The sequence below is a fragment of the Mycobacterium sp. G7A2 genome (genome assembly GCF_041902445.1).
In the GTDB taxonomy this organism is placed as follows: domain Bacteria; phylum Actinomycetota; class Actinomycetes; order Mycobacteriales; family Mycobacteriaceae; genus Mycobacterium.
The window spans coordinates 981,237-1,001,564 of the sequence record NZ_CP169251.1 but is presented as its reverse complement, the minus strand read 5'-3'; the positions used below and the strand labels follow the sequence as shown (position 1 = coordinate 1,001,564).

At 65.1% G+C, this 20,328-nt stretch carries 23 protein-coding genes; 15 read left to right on the top strand and 8 right to left on the bottom strand.

Annotated features, from left to right (window positions below; genetic code table 11):
• The first annotated feature begins 10 nt into the window (after positions 1-10).
• From ACEWX3_RS04945 to ACEWX3_RS04915, 7 genes are all read left to right on the top strand, one after another.
• Complete coding sequence (locus ACEWX3_RS04945; RefSeq protein WP_374159786.1) at positions 11-775, top strand: enoyl-CoA hydratase-related protein; 765 nt, start codon at positions 11-13, stop codon at positions 773-775.
• Positions 775-1,926, top strand: coding sequence for an acyl-CoA dehydrogenase family protein (locus ACEWX3_RS04940; RefSeq protein ID WP_374159785.1), 1,152 nt, complete (start codon positions 775-777; stop codon positions 1,924-1,926). Before ACEWX3_RS04945 ends, ACEWX3_RS04940 begins: the two co-directional genes overlap by 1 nt.
• Positions 1,923-2,966, top strand: coding sequence for an acyl-CoA dehydrogenase family protein (locus ACEWX3_RS04935; RefSeq protein WP_374158818.1), 1,044 nt, complete (start codon positions 1,923-1,925; stop codon positions 2,964-2,966). Before ACEWX3_RS04940 ends, ACEWX3_RS04935 begins: the two co-directional genes overlap by 4 nt.
• A gap of 73 nt (positions 2,967-3,039) precedes the next feature.
• Entirely contained in the window at positions 3,040-3,522 is a 483-nt protein-coding gene (locus tag ACEWX3_RS04930; RefSeq protein ID WP_374158817.1) for a polyketide cyclase, read from the top strand.
• The gene (locus ACEWX3_RS04925) at positions 3,519-4,409 is read left to right on the top strand and encodes an SDR family NAD(P)-dependent oxidoreductase (protein WP_374158816.1); all 891 of its coding nucleotides are present in this window, start codon (positions 3,519-3,521) and stop codon (positions 4,407-4,409) included. The genes ACEWX3_RS04930 and ACEWX3_RS04925 overlap by 4 nt, the downstream gene beginning before the upstream one ends.
• A 10-nt stretch (positions 4,410-4,419) precedes the next feature.
• Positions 4,420-5,433, top strand: a complete 1,014-nt coding sequence (locus ACEWX3_RS04920) for an alpha/beta hydrolase (protein ID WP_374158815.1) — start codon at positions 4,420-4,422, stop codon at positions 5,431-5,433.
• A 118-nt stretch (positions 5,434-5,551) separates the two neighbouring features.
• Positions 5,552-6,628, top strand: a complete 1,077-nt coding sequence (locus ACEWX3_RS04915) for a hypothetical protein (RefSeq protein ID WP_374158814.1) — start codon at positions 5,552-5,554, stop codon at positions 6,626-6,628.
• A 169-nt stretch (positions 6,629-6,797) separates the two neighbouring features.
• On the opposite strand, the gene ACEWX3_RS04910 is transcribed toward ACEWX3_RS04915, so the two are convergent.
• Positions 6,798-7,751: a hypothetical protein gene (locus ACEWX3_RS04910; RefSeq protein WP_374158813.1), complete on the bottom strand. Its 954-nt coding sequence runs from the start codon at positions 7,749-7,751 to the stop codon at positions 6,798-6,800.
• Positions 7,752-8,060: 309 nt separating this feature from the next.
• On the opposite strand from ACEWX3_RS04910, the gene ACEWX3_RS04905 reads away from it, so the two are divergent.
• Entirely contained in the window at positions 8,061-8,615 is a 555-nt protein-coding gene (locus ACEWX3_RS04905; protein ID WP_374158812.1) for a TetR/AcrR family transcriptional regulator, read from the top strand.
• Positions 8,616-8,694: 79 nt separating this feature from the next.
• Here ACEWX3_RS04905 and ACEWX3_RS04900 read toward each other — a convergent pair whose 3' ends face one another.
• Positions 8,695-8,898 (bottom strand): hypothetical protein, encoded by a 204-nt coding sequence (locus tag ACEWX3_RS04900; RefSeq protein WP_374158811.1) that lies wholly within the window; start codon positions 8,896-8,898, stop codon positions 8,695-8,697.
• A gap of 77 nt (positions 8,899-8,975) precedes the next feature.
• Positions 8,976-10,133: a Rieske 2Fe-2S domain-containing protein gene (locus tag ACEWX3_RS04895; RefSeq protein ID WP_374158810.1), complete on the bottom strand. Its 1,158-nt coding sequence runs from the start codon at positions 10,131-10,133 to the stop codon at positions 8,976-8,978.
• Positions 10,134-10,267: 134 nt separating this feature from the next.
• On the opposite strand from ACEWX3_RS04895, the gene ACEWX3_RS04890 reads away from it, so the two are divergent.
• The gene (locus ACEWX3_RS04890; protein WP_374158809.1) at positions 10,268-11,944 is read left to right on the top strand and encodes a 3-ketosteroid-delta-1-dehydrogenase; all 1,677 of its coding nucleotides are present in this window, start codon (positions 10,268-10,270) and stop codon (positions 11,942-11,944) included.
• Between the two features lie 13 nt (positions 11,945-11,957).
• Here ACEWX3_RS04890 and ACEWX3_RS04885 read toward each other — a convergent pair whose 3' ends face one another.
• Entirely contained in the window at positions 11,958-12,653 is a 696-nt protein-coding gene (locus tag ACEWX3_RS04885) for a PadR family transcriptional regulator (protein ID WP_374158808.1), read from the bottom strand.
• A gap of 131 nt (positions 12,654-12,784) precedes the next feature.
• Between ACEWX3_RS04885 and ACEWX3_RS04880 the strand changes: the two genes are divergently transcribed.
• The 5 genes from ACEWX3_RS04880 to ACEWX3_RS04860 are packed head-to-tail and all read left to right on the top strand — an operon-like array spanning position 12,785 to position 17,111.
• Positions 12,785-13,303 carry a flavin reductase family protein gene (locus ACEWX3_RS04880; RefSeq protein WP_374158807.1) on the top strand — a complete coding sequence of 173 codons (519 nt, stop codon included), beginning with the start codon at positions 12,785-12,787 and terminating at the stop codon, positions 13,301-13,303.
• The gene (locus ACEWX3_RS04875) at positions 13,296-14,843 is read left to right on the top strand and encodes an FAD-binding protein (RefSeq protein ID WP_374158806.1); all 1,548 of its coding nucleotides are present in this window, start codon (positions 13,296-13,298) and stop codon (positions 14,841-14,843) included. The genes ACEWX3_RS04880 and ACEWX3_RS04875 overlap by 8 nt, the downstream gene beginning before the upstream one ends.
• A complete protein-coding gene (locus ACEWX3_RS04870; protein ID WP_374158805.1) occupies positions 14,840-15,451 on the top strand; it encodes a PaaI family thioesterase in 612 nt (203 codons plus the stop codon). The genes ACEWX3_RS04875 and ACEWX3_RS04870 overlap by 4 nt, the downstream gene beginning before the upstream one ends.
• Positions 15,448-15,912 (top strand): Zn-ribbon domain-containing OB-fold protein, encoded by a 465-nt coding sequence (locus ACEWX3_RS04865; RefSeq protein ID WP_374158804.1) that lies wholly within the window; start codon positions 15,448-15,450, stop codon positions 15,910-15,912. Before ACEWX3_RS04870 ends, ACEWX3_RS04865 begins: the two co-directional genes overlap by 4 nt.
• Positions 15,909-17,111 (top strand): lipid-transfer protein, encoded by a 1,203-nt coding sequence (locus ACEWX3_RS04860; RefSeq protein ID WP_374157021.1) that lies wholly within the window; start codon positions 15,909-15,911, stop codon positions 17,109-17,111. Before ACEWX3_RS04865 ends, ACEWX3_RS04860 begins: the two co-directional genes overlap by 4 nt.
• 199 nt (positions 17,112-17,310) lie before the next feature.
• Here ACEWX3_RS04860 and ACEWX3_RS04855 read toward each other — a convergent pair whose 3' ends face one another.
• The 4 genes from ACEWX3_RS04855 to ACEWX3_RS04840 all read right to left on the bottom strand — a co-directional run bounded on the left by ACEWX3_RS04855 (position 17,311) and on the right by ACEWX3_RS04840 (position 19,600).
• Positions 17,311-17,904, bottom strand: a complete 594-nt coding sequence (locus ACEWX3_RS04855; RefSeq protein WP_374158803.1) for a hypothetical protein — start codon at positions 17,902-17,904, stop codon at positions 17,311-17,313.
• A complete protein-coding gene (locus ACEWX3_RS04850; RefSeq protein ID WP_374158802.1) occupies positions 17,901-18,677 on the bottom strand; it encodes a hypothetical protein in 777 nt (258 codons plus the stop codon). The genes ACEWX3_RS04855 and ACEWX3_RS04850 overlap by 4 nt, the downstream gene beginning before the upstream one ends.
• Positions 18,678-18,798: 121 nt before the next feature.
• Positions 18,799-19,212: a hypothetical protein gene (locus ACEWX3_RS04845; protein ID WP_374158801.1), complete on the bottom strand. Its 414-nt coding sequence runs from the start codon at positions 19,210-19,212 to the stop codon at positions 18,799-18,801.
• Complete coding sequence (locus tag ACEWX3_RS04840) at positions 19,205-19,600, bottom strand: hypothetical protein (RefSeq protein WP_374159784.1); 396 nt, start codon at positions 19,598-19,600, stop codon at positions 19,205-19,207. The genes ACEWX3_RS04845 and ACEWX3_RS04840 overlap by 8 nt, the downstream gene beginning before the upstream one ends.
• 137 nt (positions 19,601-19,737) lie before the next feature.
• Between ACEWX3_RS04840 and ACEWX3_RS04835 the strand changes: the two genes are divergently transcribed.
• The gene (locus ACEWX3_RS04835) at positions 19,738-20,247 is read left to right on the top strand and encodes a hypothetical protein (protein WP_374158800.1); all 510 of its coding nucleotides are present in this window, start codon (positions 19,738-19,740) and stop codon (positions 20,245-20,247) included.
• Positions 20,248-20,328: the final 81 nt, after the last annotated feature.

Here is a 20,328-nt window from a genome sequence, read left to right as displayed (position 1 = left end):
ACTCGACCCGCTGGTCGTCCAGACCGCTGATGCCGTCCAGACGTGGACGATCAACCTCCCGCGCGCCGGAAATGCCATCAGCGGGGGTGAATTCATCAGAGCATTTGAATCCGCAGTGGATGCGGCCAACACCAACACCGGGGTTCGGGCGATCATCCTCACCGGCGAGGGCAAGATCTTCTCCGCCGGCGGCAACGTCAGAGAGATGGCTGATCGGCAAGGCATGTTCGGGCTTGACTCGATCGCTCAGCGATTCGCCTACGTCGACGGTATTCAGCGGATCCCGCGAGCTTTGGCGCGGCTCGAAGTTCCCATCATCGCCGCAGTCAACGGACCGGCGATCGGCGCTGGTTGCGATCTCGCTGCGATGTGTGACCTGCGAGTGGCCTCCGATCGAGCTTCTTTCGCGGAGAGCTTCGTCCAGATCGGCATCGTGCCAGGAGACGGCGGCACGTGGTTCCTGCAGCGCGCGATCGGCTATGAACGCGCCGCCGAGATGACGTTGACCGGCGATAGAATCGACGCCGCCACCGCGTACGAATGGGGGTTGGTGAGCCGGGTGGTTCCCCACGGCGAATTGCTCATCGCAGCAAACGAACTCGCAACCCGCATAGCCAAAAACCCACCGCACACGCTACGAATGGCCAAGCGCCTACTGCAGGAGTCCCGAACGGGGCTGCTGGAGTCGACGCTGGGGATGGCGGCGGCCATGCAACCGCTGGCCCATCGAGACACCGAACACGAACAACGTATAGCTCGATGGCGGACATCCTGATGGCGCGCGCGCGACTCGTCCCCCCCGCCGGACTGGGCATCGCCGACACGGCCGCCCTACGCGCCGAGGTGCGCGCGTTCCTCGCCGACCAACGTGCCCAGCAGAACTTCACCCCGTCGGTCGATGCCTGGCTGTGTGGCTGGGACGAGGCTTTCACCAAAGCGCTCGCGGCGCACGGCTACCTCGGAATGACTGTTCCCAGAGAATACGGCGGGCAGGGCCGTTCGCATATCGAGCGATTCATCGTCACCGAGGAACTTCTGGCTGCCGGCGCCCCGGTGGCCGCGCACTGGATCGCCGACCGGCAGATCGTTCCCGCACTGCTCAAGAACGGCACCGAGGCTCAACGGCGCGAGTTCCTGCCCGGGATCGCCGCCGGCGAGTGTTTCTTCGGTATCGGGATGAGCGAACCGGATTCAGGGTCCGACCTGGCCAGCGTGCGCACCCGCGCCATCCGCACCGAAGGCGGATGGTCGCTGTCCGGCACCAAGGTATGGACCTCGGGCGCGCACCGCGCACATGCGTTCATCGTGCTCGCCCGGACCGCGCCGGCTGACCCCGCCCACCGCCACGACGGGCTGAGCCAGTTCATCGTGCGCTTCGACGGTCCGGGCGTCGAGGTGCGTCCGATCGTCTCGATGAACGGCAGCCATCACTTCAACGAGGTGATCCTCGATAACGCCTTCGTCGCCGACGACATGGTGTTCGGTGCGATCGGAGACGGGTGGCGCCAGGTCACGTCCGAGCTCAGTTTCGAGCGCAGCGGGCCCGAACGCGTGCTGTCCACCTTCACGGTGTTGGCCGAGACAACGGAGAACATGGCTGCGCAGAACATCCCGTACGACGCCGAGCTCGGCCGTCTGGTTGCCCGCGTCGCGGCATTGCACCACATGTCGACCGCGGTGGCCGGTGCGCTCGAACGCCATGAGCCCGCCGACGTGTCCGCGTCCGTGGTCAAGTTACTCGGGACCTCCACCGAAGGCGACATCGCCGACTTCGCCGATCTCCGCACCGGCGACGAGACCACCACCGGTGCCGGATTCCGCGACCTGATCGGCGTCGCCGTGGATCAGCGGCCGGGGTTCACGCTGCGCGGCGGAACGACCGAAGTACTGCGCGGCGTGATCGCGCGCGGGTTGGGGCTGCGATGACCACCTCGACGGATCCCAACGTGACGGTCGACACCGACCTGGTCGAGATGATGGATGGCGTTCTGGCCGCGTACCGCGACACTCACCCCCCGGTGGGCGCGGTGTTTCACGACTCCGAATTATGGAGCCAGCTGGATGAGCTGGGACTCGCGCGGCTGACTGGATCACCCGAAAACGGCGGCAGCGGAGCCGGCTGGGCCGAGTCCGCCGAGCTGATCTCGGCAGCGGCCCGACACGCAGTCCGGGTTCCGCTGGCCGAACACGACCTGTTGGCGTGCTGGGTTCTCGAGTCGGTGGGGCTGCCGGTCGACGACGCCGTCCGCACCGTGTGCCTGCTCAACGAATCCGGCACCGCCACCGGCGTCCCGTGGGCGGTATCCGCCCAGCGTGTCGTGACCATCTGGGCGGATGGCGAGGGCCACCGCGTGGCCGACCTTGATGCGGACGCCCTGCGAATCACAGCGGGCTGCAACGCGATTGGCGAGCCCCGCGACACCGTCGCCGCCGACCTGGCCGCGCTGGAGGCACAGGGCTCCGCCGTGTCGGATACGCTGGTGGCACAGCTGCGGCTGAAGGCCGCGCTGGTCCGCTCGATCCAGATCTGCGCGGCACTCGATTCTGCGCTGGATCTGACGATCGAGCACACCTCTTCCCGCGTGCAGTTCGGCCGCTCACTGTCGAAGTTCCAGGCTGTCCAGCACATGGTCGCCGACATCGCCGCTGAGGCGGCGCTGGCGCGAGCTGCCACCGAGGCCGCGTTGACGGTCGCGATAGCGAGCGACTGGGCGGCGGACAATCTCCCATTCTTGGTTGCGGTGGCACGTTCGTGCGCCGGGCATGCCACCTCGGTGGTCTCTCGCAACGCCCACCAGGCACACGGCGCCATCGGCACGACGATCGAGCATCGGCTCCACGAGTACACCCGCGCGGCGCTGGGCTGGCGTTCCGAGTACGGGTCGGTGCGGCATTGGGACGAGGTTCTGACTCGAGCCGCCCTGAGTGCGGGCGCATCTGGCCTGTGGCCGTTGATCGCCGACTGACTCCCCCGATTCGTGTTCCACTGACCGGTCAGCACCGTGTCGGGGATCACTGCTGCGCGGTTGACTCGTCGGCATGAGCAACCAGATCACGCTGCCCGAAATCCAGGAGTTCATCGCCAGCTTCTGGTACCACTACGACCAGGGTCAGTTCGACGTGCTCGGCAGCTACATCGCCGAGGAGATGACGTACCTGAGCCGCTCCGACTCCGGGAACTGTCCCTTTGAGGAGCTGTTGGCCGCCGAACTGAGCGGTGGCGCAGCAACTTTGGCGTGGCTGAGCAAGCACCGTGACGAGAACCCGTATCCGCTGCGGCACCACGCCACCAATATCTTCCGCACCGGTACGGATGGTCAGGTGACCAACGTCCGGTTCTACCTGTATGTCAACCAGGTCACCAACAACGTGCCCTTCGACGTGTCCTCCGGCGTTGTCGACGTCGGTATCCGGCGCGCCGGCGACAACCTGGTGCTGACGTCGATGACCGTCGTCCTCGACGCCGAGGACTCGATTCCGTTCGCCGAGCACCGAGCCAAGCTCGCCGCGGCCAACGCGTGACCGTGGGCACCGCCGACGCCCGCGAGACCTTCGGTGGCGGCATCGCCGTCATCACCGGGGCCGGCGCCGGCATCGGTGCCGGCCTCGCCCGTCACGCCCACTCCCTCGGGATGACCCTCGTACTCGTCGACGTCGACGAGCGAGCTGCCACCGCGCTGCGCGACGAACTGGTCGCCGACGGCGGTACCGCGCGTGTCGAAATCTGCGATGTCCGGGACGCCGAGTCCATGGTCACGCTGGCAGACCGCGTCTACCGCGAGATCGGCCCGGTGCGACTGCTGGTCAACAATGCCGGAGTCGAACAGTTCGGCTACCTGTGGGACACCCCGGTGGCGAACTGGGATCGTGTGATGGACATCAACATCAGCGGCGTGTTCCACGGGGTCCGCGCGTTCCTGCCGAAGATGATCGAGGCGGGCGTGCCCGCCTGGGTGTGGAATCTGTCGTCCATCGGCGGAGTGGCGGCCGTTCCGTTGCAAGCTCCCTACATCGTGAGCAAGCACGCCGTGCTCGCACTGACCGAATGCCTGCGACTGGAAGTCGAATTGGCCGGACACAGCGATGTCATCCGGGTACAGGCCGTGCTGCCCGGCGCGGTGAAGTCGAACATCTTCGAGGCCGCGGGCGGGGTGGACCCCGCCGCGGCAGGTGACTCGGTGGCCGCGGCCGAGTCACAACGCTCGGCGATGCTCGACATCAAAGCTGCTGCAATGGATCCCGTCGAAGCCGCCGCAGTGGTCTTCGAGCAGTCCGCGCAGGACGCGTTCTATCTGCTGACACAGCCCGAGTACGTGAGTTCGGCGATGGCCGAACGGGCCAACGTCCTGAGGACTCAGACACCGCCGCAGTTGCGCACGAAGCAGCGCTTCGACCCGGCCAGGCACTGAGGGCTCTCCGATGCAACATCGCCGTCGCCCGGTGCTCGATCCCGACGCCGCTGCCCGTGTCGCCGCATTCGGACCCCCGACGCCGATCCGGGAGCGCGGACTCCAAGCGGTGCGCGACTCGCTTGAAGCCGCCCCGCCCCCAGCCGATATGCCTGAGATGGCCGATATCACCGACGGTGCGGTCGCAGGGCCCGGTGGCCCCGTTCCGGTAAGGATCTACCGGCCGAAGAACGGCGTCACCCCGTCGCCGGTGGTCGTTCACCTGCACGGCGGAGGGCTCGTGATGGGTTCCAATCGGTCGTTCGAGCCGATGGCGAGGGAGCTGGCGGCGGCCAGCGGTGCCGCTGTGGTTGCCGTCGACTACCGACTGGCTCCCGAGAATCCACCACCTGCCCAATTGGAGGACGCCCTGGCGGTGACCCACTGGGTCGCCGAGCACGCCGAAGCGCAGGGGTTCGATCACCACAGGATCGTCATCTCCGGTGACAGCGCCGGCGGCGGCGTCGCCGCAGCGGTCACGCTGGCCGTCCGTTCAGGCGGCGGCCCCAAGCTCTTCGCTCAGGTGTTGATGTATCCCGGGGTGGACCGCGACATGGGGGCGGCTTCTGTGCTGGCAAACCTGGACGCGCCCATGCTTAGTCACGACGACATTGTCTATCTGCACGAGCTCGCCGACCTCGGCGCCGGCTCCGCGCACGACGCCCGACGCGTTCCGGCCTACGCCGCCGATCTGAGCGGACTGCCGCAGGCGATCGTGGTGACTGCAGAGCTGGATCCCATCCACGACTGGGGTGAGCGGTACGCCGCACGGTTGTGCGAGGCCGGCGTGCAGACAACGATGACCCGATACCCCGGCATCTACCACGGCTTCCTCATGCGCTCAGAGGCCACCGCACGCGGCAGATTGGCGATGGCCGAGATCGGTGCGCTGCTGCAGGCAAAGTTCGCCCACCCAGTGCTCTTCGAACCCGAGCTCTTCGAACCCGAGCCCTTCGAACCACCTCCCGGCGCCGATAAGGGTTGACTAACCTCCCGATGGCCGGACATCGCGGGTCCGGACATCGGTGAGCGCACTCACAATTGGCCATTGGACACAGCAACGGCGTGCATGTCGCCGGAACGACAGAGAAGGAGTGCTTGTGATGCTCACTGACGAGCGGCGAATGGAGTTGTCCGAAATCCTGCGTCCGGCGTCGCCGCCGCGCGAGATCGACAACGTGTACACCGAGGACCAGCGTGATCGCCTGCTCGACGTGGTACGCAAGGATGCGCCGTGGAACCTCATCATCGCCCAGCACTTTTCGTCGCCGGAAGAGTTGATCGCGACGATGAGCGGGAAGTTCCCGGAGGGATTCACCCCCACATTGGATCTGTTCCTGACGCCGACGTTCCGCGGTTTCCTGGCCAACTACGGCACCGTGCTGTACCCCGAAATCCACGACTGCTTCTACAACGCTCAATTCCTGGAGCAGGCCAAGTCCTACTGGGGTGCGGAGTACGCCAAGCCACAGATGATGCTGTTCAACATCAACGGCCCCTGCGCCAACCGCGACCCCGGCCACCTCGACTCCCCGAGTTTCCGCGGAGTGCGCTACGAGAACGCACCAACCTGGCTGGTCAGCGTCATGGGGAAGTCCGGGCTGTTCGCCGACTACATGATCAAGATGGCTCAGGTGATCACGTGGTTCTCTCACGATGAGGGCAGCGGCTTCACCTATTGGCCCGACGGCCCCCTCAAGGAGCCTCGCCGCGTCCTGCCGCCGGTCTACAACCGCGGTGTCGTGGTGCAGAACGAAATGCTGGTGCACCGCGGCGAGGCCAACGGTCCCCTGGACCAGCAAGTGCCGGCCGGCCTGGCTTTCCACACGGTGTTCGCCGGGGACCCGGACTCGCGTGACCACTGGCTGCTGCGCACCGACGACACGGTCATCGCGCGTCATCACACCGACGAACTGCGATTCCTGGTGCATTGGTCTGCGGAGGTGTTCGAGGACTACGACGAGCTCAAGAAGAACATGGACCATTCTGACGACCTGACCATCGACAAGGCGATCGACATGATGGTCGACGACCTGGCCAAGAAGGGCATCAAGCTCGACATCCCGAGTGCACCGTTGCACGATGCCGCCTTCATCGGCGCGCTCAACGCCGCCTACGACCTCGGCGGCCCGGCGATCTACCCCGAAGAGGCGCCGATCAGTGCCTTCCAGCTGGCCTGAGTCGTCATCGCGCTGCGCTGCGGTCCACACCCCTCGATGAGGCGGGGCTACATCGCAACGCACTGAACGCACCTGCCCGACAGGGACATCGGGTTCTCCTCAGATTCGTCGGTGTGGACCGGTGCGCAGTCACCCCGCACCGGTCCACACGACCGGCGCCGCTCGTTCATCACGTGGATGACGGCACCGGCATCAGCGGAATCTTCTTCATCGCACTCTCCCGTGGATCCGGTGCGGCGGCAGCTGCGGCGTGGTTCTCCTCGCCGCGTGTGTACGTCCACACGCAGAAGGGTTCTCCCTCGGCGAACGTGAAATCCTTGGGCGGCAGATTGATCGCCAACTTGCATCCCGGGAAGAATGGGGCCGAGATGCGTTGTTCGAAAGTGCAATTCATCCATGCCCGCTGCGGCGGATACAGGCCTTCGTCCAAGTACCGTTGCAGCACCTCGCAACGTCGCATGTTGAGAACGACGTGGTCCGGGTTGTAGACGATGTACTCACCTCCGTAGCCCAGCGTGCCGTCGATGCTGAGCACGGCCAGCTTGAGGAAGTCCACGACGTGCACGGGTTCGATATTGAGCACCTTCGCCAGCTTCGGGTACTGGTAGTCGATGATCATCTGGTACATGTCGGGGAGAGCGAGCCAGACCTCTTCTTCGGGGATGACCTTGACCCACTGGTCGATCAGGTAATTGTGACCCTTCAGGTATTGATCCCAGTAGGTTGTGATGAGGCGGATCAAAGCCGGCTTGGTCAGGTCTTCACTCTGAACGTCAAACGGAATGGCCTGGTATTGCGGGTTTTTCCAATCCCATCCGGGAGGCGCAATGAATCGGGCCATCGGCATCACCTGTCGCATCTCACCGCGTGACACGTCGGCGACGATGTCGATCGCCTTGTCGAGGCCGGCCTTGGGCGCATAGGTCTGAATATGGGCGTATGGCATGAAGACCAGCACATCCTCGAAGACGCGCGCGAGCTTGGCGAGGAATGCTTGTGAGAAATCTTGGATATTGCCCACTTTGCCCATGAAGTCGTGGGCGTAGTCGTCGTAGTTCAATTCGGCTTCTTCGCTTGCCGGCGCTGCTTCGTGGTGTGGTGGAGCGCCTTCGTCGGTCGCCATCTATGTCTCCTCATCGGGCTGGATGTTCGGTTGCCAAACCCGACTGCGTTGCGTCGCAGATCCGGGCCTGTCCGGGCTGGCAGCTTCTGCCTACTCGACAGATTCTGACACCGTGAGGTTAAGCACACCGCGGGACACCGGTACCCAAGTCATCCCGCTCAGTGGCACAGGTATGTGGGAGCACGCGTTCGGCGGTGCAGTGCCCGATAACATGACACCTGGCGGACGAGGCGACGATGCACCCGCGGAGATCGAGGAGTTCACGTGACGAGGCCCACGCTGACGGAACGGCGAGCCGACGAACTCCGCATGACGGTCGCGATGGCCGCCCGCGACATATTCCTGGCCGACGGCAACACGACAGCAACCGTCGAGCGAATCTGCGACGCAGCTCGCATCGCGCCGCGGACTTTTCACCGACACTTCGCGGCCAAAGAGGACGTGGTCCTGCCGCTGCTGAACAAATACGGCAGCCTGAGCATCCAGATGCTGCGTCAGGAGCCACTTTCCACCGATCCCCGCGAGGCCCTGGTGCGCGCGTTCAGCGGCGAAGTCTCCAAACGGGGTGAGTTCGATATCGACCGCAGATTCTTGGCGCTGATGATCAACGATCCGCAGTATCGCTTGCGCTGGCTCGACTGGGGTCAAGAATTCGTGCCGTCGATCACCGAATTCCTGTCCACCAGGTTCGAACTCGACGCTGATCCGTTCGGCCGAACCCTACCGGCGCACCTGGTGATCCAGATCTGTCGCCAGGCCTACATCCGTTGGGCCGACGAGGGTGATTTCGTGAATCTGGAAAGTACGTTACGGGTCGGCATGAACCTCGTCTTGCGCGGCCTCACGCCCTTACGTTCTGACTGAACGGCACCATCTGGCGGGCACCTGTCGCGTCATACGCCCGACCGGCGTGGGCAGCGACACCTTCGGCGGCGGAGGACAGCTACCGTGGCTCGTCGAGGACCGGCACTGCGCCCGTCCTCGCAGCGGCCTCTATCGAGGCGCGCAGCCTGGCGCACACCAGGAACAAGCCGGGTCGGGGCGTGACTGCGTCGGGATGCGCCATCGGCTGGCTACGTTCGCGGCACTGCGCCAACGCCACGGCGTCCCACTGCACGCTGGTCTGCTCCCAACTACTCTTGCGCACCAACACTTTCGCGCCACACGGTTGGCACGTGACCGGCGTCATCGGGGCATCACTGAGCCGGTTGTCCGGCCGGACGCTCATTTCGTCAGACCCACCAACCTCGGTAGCCGGTTGTTGGCGAGGTTATCCTCCACCTCTTTCATCCATGCTTCCCGCGGACGCGTGGTGTCGATCTCGAACTCGAAGCGGTCCACCATGTCCGGGGTCACGTCGGCGATGTCGACATAGAACTGTTCGTACCACCGACGCAACTGGTAGACGGGCCCGTCCTCCTCGCACAGGAGCGGATTGTCGATGCGGGCTTTGCGCCGCCAGATATGAACATCCTGCTCGAAGCCCATCTTGACGAAGTTTCCGAGTGCGACGGCCATCTGCGTGGCGGCCTCATCTGGAAGGTTCTCTGACTTTTCGACGATTATTCCGTACTGCAGCACAAAGGAATCCGCGTCGATCGGATAGTGGCAATTCAGCAGGATGGTGCGCTGATCGCCATGTTCGTAGTGGTACGTCAAATCATCGATCATGAACGACGGACCGTGATACGACGCGATGGACGTCGTACCGAGAATCTTGGCGCCCTCGCCGCTACCCAGGTCGGGGCGGGCGTCGCTCGTGTAGTACTGCGTGGCGACGTGGCCCTCGAAGATGTTCTTGAAGCCGGTGGGCAAACCGCCGTGAATGTAGAAGAAGTGCGCCATGTCGACGATGTTGTCGATGATCTCCCGGCAGTTGGTGTCGACGATCGTGGTGTACCAATGCCAGTCGGTCCAGTTGCTGCTGCCGACACCCTCGATGCGGGGAATGGTCACGTCGGCGGGCGGGGCTTTCTTCTCCGGATCGTTCCAGACGAACAGCATGCCGTCCTGCTCCATGGTCGGCCACGCCGCGGTGCGCGCGAGCTTGGGCACCCGCCGGCTGTACGGGATCTGCTTGCAGCGGCCGTCACCGCCCCAGCGCCAGTCGTGGAACGGGCAGGCGATCTCGTTGCCCTTGACCTCGCCGTCGGACAAGTCGCCGCCCATGTGCCTGCAGTATGCGTCGAGGACGTTGGTCTTTCCGTCCTCGCCGCGGAATACGACAAGCTTGGTGCCGAACGCGGTGATGGAGTGCGGCTTGCCGTCACCGAGCTCACGCATGAGACCCAGGCAATGCCATCCACGCGCGAATCTGGTCGGCGCGGCCTGAGCCTCGATCTGCCGAACGTCTGCGGCGCCGGCGGACTGCAACGATGTCATTCGGGCCATCCTCGCTGTTCAGTACGTACTTGGATGATCCTGTTGTAGCATCGGCACTCTCGCGGTAGTGGGTGCTGTTCCACTGACCGGGCACCGGGGGGATGCAAACGTCCCGCCACGGCCAGAATCGGGCGGTGACTGATCCGCAGAACATCACCGTCGATCTCCTCGTGGTCGGCTCCGGCACTGGAATGTCCGCAGCCCTGGCCGCCCACGAGCTGGGTATGTCCACTTTGATCGTGGAGAAGACGGCCTATGTCGGCGGGTCCACCGCCCGCTCCGGCGGAGCGTTCTGGTTGCCGGGAAGCTCGATTCTCGCCGACGCCGGTTCCGCGGACACTCCCGATAAGGCCCGCACCTATCTGGAGACGCTCGTCGGTGATGACGCCCCCGCCGAGCGTGCGCGCGCATTCGTGGACTTCGTGCCCGGCACCATCGACATGCTCAGCCGCACCACACCGATAAAGTTCATGTGGGCGAAGGGCTATTCGGATTACCACCCCGAGCAGCCCGGTGGTAGCGCTGTGGGCCGCACCTGCGAATGCAAGCCGTTCGACACGGCGGTTCTGGGAGCCGAACTCGCGCGGCTTCGCCCCGGGGTGATGAAGTCGTCGTTCCCGATGCCGGTGACCGGGGCCGACTACCGCTGGCTGAACCTGATGGCGCGCACGCCGGGCAAATCCTGGCCACGCATCATCCGGCGGGCAGCACAGGGCATCGGGGGGCTGGCGCTGCGCCGGCGTTACGCGGCCGGTGGCCAGGCGCTGGCGGCCGGGATGTTCGCCGGGGTCCTACGGGCCGGGATTCCGGTGTGGACAGATTCGCCGGTGACCGAGTTGTTCACCGACGACGGCCGAGTGAGCGGCGCGCTCGTGAATCGTCAGGGCACCGAGGTGACCGTCACGGCACGCCGCGGCGTCGTATTGGCCGCCGGCGGGTTCGACCACCTCATGAGCTGGCGGCACAAGTTCCAGTCTGAGCGGCTTGGTGAGCACCTGAGCCTGGGTTCTGAGGGCAACACCGGTGATGGCATCCGTTTGGCGCAAGATCAAGGCGCAGGCACCGCGCTGATGGACCAGGCGTGGTGGTTCCCCGCCTTTGCGCCACTGCCCGGCGGGGACCCGACCGTCATGCTGGCCGAGCGGTCCCTACCAGGGTGCCTGCTCGTCGATCAGACGGGGCAGCGCTTCATCAACGAAGCCACCGATTACATGTCTTTCGGCCAGGCTCTGCTTCGCCGCGAACAGGCGGGCAACCCGGTCGAGGTGATGTGGCTGGTCTTCGACCAGCAGTACCGGAACAGCTACCTGCTCGCCGCTGAGTTGTTCCCGCGTATGCCGATTCCGCAGAGCTGGTACGACGCTGGAATAGCCCATCGAGCCGACGATCTGAACACCTTGGCGCGCCAGATCGACGTCGACGAGCAGAAGTTCATTGCGACGATGGAACGCTTCAACGGCCTCGCCGACGCCGGCGTGGACTCCGATTTCACCAGGGGTGCGAGCGCGTATGACCGCTATTACGGCGATCCGACCGTCGTCCCCAACCCCAACCTTCGGCCGCTGACCTCAGGCCCGTTCTACGCCGTGCAGATCGTGCTCAGCGACCTCGGCACCTGCGGCGGCGTGCACACCGATGTCCATGCACGGGTGGTGCGGGAGGACGGATCGACCGTCGATGGTCTGTACGCGATCGGCAACACCGCGGCCAACACATTCGGCAAGACATACCCGGGTGCGGGCGCGACGATCGCACAGGGGCTCGTGTACGGCTACATCGCGGCGCAGCACGCGGCCGGTAGGCTCGCCTGAGCCGTTGCCGTTACTACGACGAACGACCTTCAGCATCCCGGACGTCGTCGGAATCCTCTGCAGCAATACGTCTCTCGAGTTCGTACCAATACTCGCGAACCGGGAACTGCACGCCCTCACCGCTCGCGCCGAATGTCTCTTCGACGGCGTCGAGGTCCTTGATGATCTGCAGCGCAAGTTCACGCTCGGCGGCGTAGTATTGCTCCGACCACTTCAGCGCCAAGCGGGCGTAGGACCACGCCGGCTGCTCACTGGTCCAACGAACCTCGGTGGCAGCAGCGCGCTGTAACTGTTCGGCGTAAGCCGCGTGCGCGGCAAGGACTTCGCGCAGGCGGCCTGGATTCAGCAGGTGACCGAGCATCACCCGCAACATCGGGTTGTGTTTGAGGGTGGGTGGCTCCACTGGATCCTCGTTGATCCATCGGGTGACGGCGGACAATCCGCTTTCGGTGATCTTGTACATCCGTCGGCTTCGAATGCCGGTGTCGACCCGCGAACTCACCAGACCCAGCTTTTCCAGGCGTTTGAGCTCGGAGTAGATCTGACTGTAAGCCGGGCTGGAGTAGAAGAAGCGAATCGCCCAATTGATCCACTTCTTGATGTCGTAGCCGGATAGTTCGGCTCCTCCAGAGAGCATACCGAGCAAAGCCCATCCAGTGGGCGACACCTTCAACCCATCCGCGGGCGCCTTGTCGGCTTCGTCCGTCATCGGGTAAGGCTAGCAGCGGCGATACCGCATCATCGCGGTCCTACCACTGACCGGGAGGACGCGTTGCGCATTTCGCGATCTTCAACGGAAAGTGACTACCGACGGACCAGCCCTACACCTCAAGGAGACCGATGACCGAGGAGCTGATGGAAGGCGGAAGGACCGCCCCGCTTGCTCCCGAAATGCGCCGGGTTCTCGGTCATTTCTGCACCGGGGTTGCCGTCATCACCGCATACGACGGCCGCAGACCGACAGGATTCACCTGCCAGTCGGTCACCAGCGTCTCCCTGGACCCGCCCTACATCTCGTTCTGCCCGGCGCAAACCTCGACGAGCTGGCCATCGATCCGTCAGATCGGCACGCTTTGTGTGAACATCCTCGCCGCTGATCAGAAGCATGTCTGCGCACGGTTCGCCACGCGAGGAAAGGACAAGTTCGCGGGCGTGGACTGGACTCCCGGCGTCAACGGTGCGCCGGCGCTCCTCGGGACATTGGCTTCTATCGAGGCTGATGTCGAATTCGAACACGCTGCCGGAGACCACTCGATCGTCGTGGCCAGGGTGACTGGCCTGTGGGCCCATGAGGAGCGCGAGCCACTGCTGTTCTACCGCGGCAGCTACGGCGGATTCGACGGCGCAGCGCATGCATGATTTCGAAGTCGAGCTCGACGTGTTGGTCGCAGGCTCGGGCGGCGGTATCGCAGGCGCGTACACCGCTGCACGCGAGGGGCTTTCGACTCTCCTGGTAGAGGCCACCAATCTGTACGGCGGTACCACGGCGTATTCAGGCGGCGGTGGAATGTGGTACCCCTGCAATCCCGTACTCGAGCGAGCAGGGACTGACGACACCATCGACGCAGCGCTGACCTACTTTCGCGCTGTCGTGGGCGACCGGACACCGGCCGAGTTGCAGGACACCTACGTCCGCGGTGGGGCGAAGCTCATCGAGTACCTGGAACAGGATCCCGCCTTCGAGTTCACGGTCTTGCCGTGGCCCGACTACTACGGCTCGGCGCCTGCAGCTCGCAACGACGGATACCGCCACACAATTCCGCTGCCGCTGCCCGATTCTGACCTCGGCCGCTACGCAGGTCTGGTACGCGGCCCCCTGGACACCGAGCGGCTGGGCACTCCAGCGCCCGGTCTGTTGATTGGAGGCCGTGCTCTGGTCGGCCGATTCCTTGCTGCGATGGACAAGCTGCCCAACTTCACCTGCTGGCGCAACGCACCGCTGATAGAGCTCATCACCGACGACAACCACGTGGTCGGCGCTATGGTCGATCACGACGGCAGCCCAGTGCGCATCAGGACGCGCCGCGGCGTGCTGCTGGCCAGCGGTGGGTTCGAACAGAACTCGGACATGCGCGCCCAGTACGGAGTGCCTGGACGTGCCGCCGACACGATGGGTGGGCCGGGCAGCACCGGCCTCGCGCACCGGGCAGCTATCGCCGCAGGAGCAGACACCGACTTGATGGACCAGGCGTGGTGGTCGCCTGGGATGACCCACCCGGACGGCCGCTCGGCGTTCGCGCTCTGGTTCACCGGCGGCATCTTCGTCAACCAGCAAGGCCACAGGTTCCTCAACGAGTCTGCCCCCTACGACCGCCTGGCCAGGGAGGTGCTTCGTCATATCGACGAGGGCTCAACAACTTTGCCGTTCTGGATGATCTACGACGACCGAGAAGGCGAGATACCTCCGGTCAAGGCCACCAACGTCTCGATGATGCACACCGACCGGTATCGTGAGGCAGGGCTCTGGCACACCGCCGACACGTTGGCCGGTCTCGCAGAGGCAATCGGCGTGCCGGCCGCGGAGCTGGAAGCCACTGTCGAGCGATACAACAAGATGGCCGCGGCCGGTGTCGATGACGATTTCCATCGCGGCGACGAGGCCTACGACCGAGCGTTCACCGGGGGCGAGTCACCGCTGGTTCCCGTCGACACACCGCCGTATCACGCGGCTGCGTTCGGACTGTCCGACCTCGGCACCAAGGGCGGACTGCGCACCGACACCCATGCCCGGGTCCTGACCGCCGACGGGACACCCATCGACGGTCTGTACGCGGCAGGAAACACGATGGCCGCTGTATCGGGCACCACTTATCCCGGGGGCGGAAACCCCATCGGGGCATCGATGTTGTTCAGTCATCTGGCGGCAATGGACATGGCGAGCCTGGGCGCCGCCCGGTGAGCGGGCCCCTCACCCCTGAAGAGGCCCAACGCGCCGAGGAACTGTACGGTCCGTTGACGCAGTCACTGCGCAAGCTCATCGACGTCGCAATCCGCAGCGAGGCCGACGAGCCCGACGTGACCAGAGCACATGAGTTGATCGAGCACGCTACCGAGCTGTTGAGCGCGCGCCTCGATCCCGAACCGTTCGGGGTACGCACGACGACCGAGGGCGGCACCCTCACCTGGGGCAACGTCGCCATCGGAGTGCGCAACGCCATCGCTCCCCCGCTGCAAGTGCGACAAGACGAAACAGGCAGAGCCACAGCGGAATTGACACTGGGCGCAGGGTACGAGGGCCCGCCCGGACGGGTGCACGGTGGTGTCTGCGCGCTGCTGCTCGACCACGTGCTGGGCGCTACCGCGCACCGGCCCGGCCGACCCGCAGTCACCGGCACCCTGACCATCCGATACCTCGCCCCCACCCCGCTCGGCCCGCTACGTGTCGAAGCATGGATCGACCGCGAAGAGGGATCGAAAACTTTCGCAGTAGGCCATATCACGAACACTGACGGCACTGCCAGCGTGCGGGCCGAAGGCGTGTTCATCCGACCGAAAGTGAGAGCATGAACGCACCACCGCAACCTGCGATCGACGGCTGGTTCGCCACTGACGGTGACGGCGGCGCCTACCTGATCGGCGGCAAGTGCAACACGTGTGGGACCTATGTCTTCCCGCCGCGCGCCAACAACTGCCCCAACCCGGCCTGCGACGGTGATGACCTGGCTCAGGTGCCGTTGTCGCGTCGCGGAAAGCTGTGGAGCTACACCGAGAACCGCTACGCCCCGCCCCCGCCGTATCCGTCCCCCGACCCGTTCGAACCCTTCGCCGTCGCCGCGGTCGAACTGGCCGACGAGGGCTTGATCGTGCTCGGCAAGGTCGTCGAGGGCACCCTGGCCGCCGACCTGAAGGTCGGCATGGACATGGAACTGACCACCATGCCGCTCTACGTCGACGACGACGGTGTGGAACGCATCGTCCACGCCTGGAAAATCGCAGGCGCATCGAGCACGGAAGGTGCAGCGCGATGACGACTCCCGAACCGGTGTACATCCTGGGTGCGGGCATGCACCCGTGGGGCAAATGGGGACGCGACTTCACCGAGTACGGCGTCGTGGCCGCCCGCGCCGCACTGGCCGAGGCCGGCCTGGACTGGCGCCAGATCCAGCTCGTCGCCGGCGCGGACACGATCCGCAACGGCTATCCCGGTTTCGTGGCCGGCGCGACCTTCGCCCAGAAACTGGGCTGGAACGGGGTCCCGGTCACCTCCAGCTACGCCGCGTGCGCCAGCGGATCACAAGCCCTGCAGAGCGCGCGCGCCCAGATCCTGGCCGGCCTCTGCGACGTCGCGCTGGTCATCGGCGCCGACACCACCCCCAAAGGCTTCTTCGCCCCCGTCGGCGGAGAACGCCGCAACGACCCCGACTGGCAGCGCTTCCACCTGATCGGCGCGACCAACACCGTCTACTTCGCACTGCTGGCGCGCCGCCGCATGGACCTCCACGGCGCCACGCTGGAGGACTTCGCCCAGGTCAAGGTCAAAAACGCCCGCCACGGCCTCAACAACCCCAACGCCCGCTACCGCAAGGAAGCCACCGTCGAAGACGTGCTGGCCAGCCCCGTCGTCTCCGACCCGCTGCGGCTGCTGGACATCTGCGCCACCTCCGACGGCGCGGCCGCGCTGATCGTGGCCAGCAAGAGCTTCGCCGAGAAGCACCTGGGCTCGGTCGCCGGCGTGCCGTCGGTGCGCGCGGTGAGCCTGCAGTCGCCGCAGTATCCCCAGCACCTGCCCGAACTGCCCGACATCGCCACCGATTCCACCGCCGTGGTCAACGCCCCCGAACGGGTCTTCAAAGACCAGATCCTCGATGCCGCCTACGCCGAGGCCGGCATCGGACCCGAAGACCTGAGCCTGGCCGAGGTCTATGACCTGTCCACCGCGCTGGAACTCGACTGGTACGAACACCTCGGCCTGTGCCCCAAGGGTGAAGCCGAGCAACTGCTGCGCAGCGGCGCCACCGCCGTGGGCGGCCGGATTCCGGTCAACCCCTCCGGCGGGCTGGCCTCGTTCGGCGAGGCGATTCCCGCCCAGGCCATCGCCCAGGTCTGCGAACTGACCTGGCAGCTCAAAGGCCAGGCCACCGGCCGCCAGGTCGACGGCGCCACCGTCGGCATCACCGCCAACCAGGGCCTGTTCGGACACGGCTCCTCGGTCGTGGTCGCGCGCTGAGCGCGCAATCGAGCCGAGGCGCGCTGAGCGCGCAATCAGACCGGGGCGCGCTGAGCTTCCCGCTTGACGCGAGCGTGCGTGTCAGCAGCAGACTCGCCGCGAGATACGCGGAGTTTGCGCACGCTCGCGCATTTGTCTACACACGCTCCCAGTGCGAGACGGCGATGGCGGCGGAGAACGTTTCATTCAGGTTGTCGGGCTACACCGGATCGAATGCCGAAATGAGCCATTCGCCGTCGACCTTGGCGAGGCTCACGATGACGCTGCTCGCGGTGTAGGCCGGTTCTGGACGGTCCCGGCTGACTGTTTCCTGATCGAGGAACACCAGCACCTTGGCTTCGGTGGGCCGGATTTCCATCACCGCCGCGTCGACTGCTCGCGCGCTGGCCTTGACGCCTCGGTCGCGGACCGCAGGAGCGACCACGTCTGTAGTGAACTTGCCGTAGTACGTGAGGAACTCGCCGGTCATCTGCGACTTGGCTGTCGCGAGGTCGGCGTCGATCGTATCGGGCGCATAGGACAGCAGCGCAACTGTCCTGCTGGAGGCTGCCGCAACTGCTGCCTGCTCAACGGCAGCGCCCGTTTGGCGCATTACCTGGTACTGGGTGAGATATACCGTCGTCAGCACCGCGGCCGAGCCGACCAGCACGACCAACACCAGCATCGAACACCAGCGCGACCTCGCCGTACTGAGAAAGGACCTCAGGGCGGAATGTTGTCGGCTCGCTTTCGGATCTGATGTCGGTGCGGTCTCGCCCAGGTCTTCGGACATCGTCAGTTCATCGACGGTCATGGGACGAACTCAACTTTGGACATCTTGATCTGATCGCCCTCCCGTTTCAGGTCGACGGTGAGTCGCCAACTCCGCGGCGCTTCCTGAGCACCTGCGGCGTTCGTCACCGTCGATGAGGCACTGACCAGGACGACGGCGGACTCGGCCGACGCCGTCTGCACAGCTGCGGCATTCGCTGTTGCCTTCGTGGTCACCTTGGCATCGGTGGCGACCTTGACGAAGTCGTCTGCGGCGCCCTCGAACTCGGCACGGAAGGGATCGACGGAGTTGTCGATGATGCGCTGTACGCCGGCCTGGGGGTCGTTGGAGTCGATCGACATCAATGTCACAACCGCCTGTTTGGCAGCCGCAGCGTATTCGGCGCGGGTGCGCTGCTCCTGTGTCACGGCATCATGTGCCCAGACGATGTAGCCACTGACCGCGAGCATCGCGACCGAGCACAGCAGCGCTAATCCGCAAGAAACTGTACGAATTCGTTGTCTACGCCGGCCTCCGTCAATCTTATGCAGCGCGGGGGCCAAATCCGGCTCCTCGGTGGCGTCGGCGACCGGGTCCGTCCCTGAACTCTGCTGCCCGGTTTTCGCATGCACCCGTACCGCCCGGGCCTTCGCTCGGGCGGCCACGGCCCGGGCCTCGGCTTTCGCGGCGTCGGCCTCGGCTTGCTCGAGAACGGCGATCAATTCTTCTGGGGTGAGTTCTTCGATGTCCGCATCGATTTCGCGGGTATCCCTGAGCTGTTGCTCCTCACCAACCGGTGACGTGGACTTCGACATACTCCAGCGTTCCCTTCATTGCCGACGCCGTGGGATGGCCCGACGACGGCACCCTAAATCGTGACGGCAGGCAGGTTCACCGAGGTTCCCACCCAGTGGGCCACGTCACATCCTGAGACGTCTACCAGTGTCGGATCGAGCACAGTGCCCCCTTGGGCCCGGCATCGGTCGATACCACCACGTCGTCGACGGACAACTCGCATCGGAAGCCCGGGCTCTGCGGCGACATCCCACTGGTCGCCGACACCATGGCCCAACGATTCGGGTCGAACAACGTCGCGTTGAGCACCCACGGCCGGTCGGGTCCGACCTCCACGGTGACCTTGGGGCTGAACATGTAGGGGTTGTGGCTGTAGTCCGCCCACGTCGGAGGGTCGACGTCGCGGAAGTAGATATCGGCGGACACCGGATGCGCGGTCGTGACTGTGTAGCTGATCAGGTGGGGCACAGGCTGCGCAAGAGCCGGCGGCACGGTCACCGCTCCCGTGACTACGGCGATCATCAGCACCCCCGACGCGGGTCTCACCCTATTCATCGTCACCCCGCCCCCAACGCGCGGCGCCATTATTCGATTGGCACATCAGAAAAAGTCCATCCAAGCCCTGCGCCACCCAGTTCTCGTAGCCCGTACAGCCGGTATTGAACTCCTTCACCCCGGCCATCGAGGGCGAACGGAAATACCGGGGCTCGTAACGGCGCGGCGAGCCGCAGAACACGAGCCGGCCCCAGGATGTCGTCCCGAACACGTAATAGGCGGTGTCCGAGCACGGAGCCCCCAGCACAACGCCCGGTTTGATCCCCGGCACGCACGAAGGACCGTCACACGATTGTGGCTGGGCGGCGGCAGGAGCCGCAGTGATCAGTCCCGCCGCGGCCGACGCGGCCGACGCGGCCACAACTACAGCTCCGATGCGCACGTCGATCACCGTGGCACGATCCGCGGCCGCCTGCCTCAGATTCGTCCGCTCAGTGGACATTCGATCGGCGGCTGCAGGCCTCCCGTGCTACTTTCCGAAGCTGCCGGGTTGTGTAGATCCACCGGTTTGAGGAGCAGGCGAAGATGCGTGGACCCGTTCGTGTCAGTAGCGTTGCCGCAGCCGTAGTCTGCAGCTCAGCCCTCCTTGCACCCACTGTTGCGGCGAACCCGCAATGGGGCCTCAACGGCACCTACACCGCGACCTCCAATGGCGAATGGGCACGCAAGAACGAGGTGTTCTACGAACAGGCGAGCTTGCGTAGCACCTGGACCATCGCCACTCAGTGCAGTTATCCAGGTGAGTGCACCGGCACCGTCGACAGCGAATGGGGCTGGAGTGCACCGATTTACCAGAAGAGTGGGGTCTGGTACGTCAAGCACACCGTTGAGAACTGGATCCCCTGTCAGGACGGCACGACGGCTCCCGGACTTCAAGTGTTCCGATTCAAGGCCATGACCCCTGAGGGGGGTATGGCCGATCCGACGTCCACAACGCTGGTCGGCGAAGATATCACCACCGGTCCCAGCGGGGCCTGTGGCGTGAACAAGGCTGTCTACATCAACATGCCGTTCAAGCTCGTCAAGGTCTCTTGACTTCGCGGTGACCATGCCGGGGTCACCGTCGTCACGGTACGTGTGCGCGCCTCCTTGTGACCACGCCGCCCGGATCCGGCG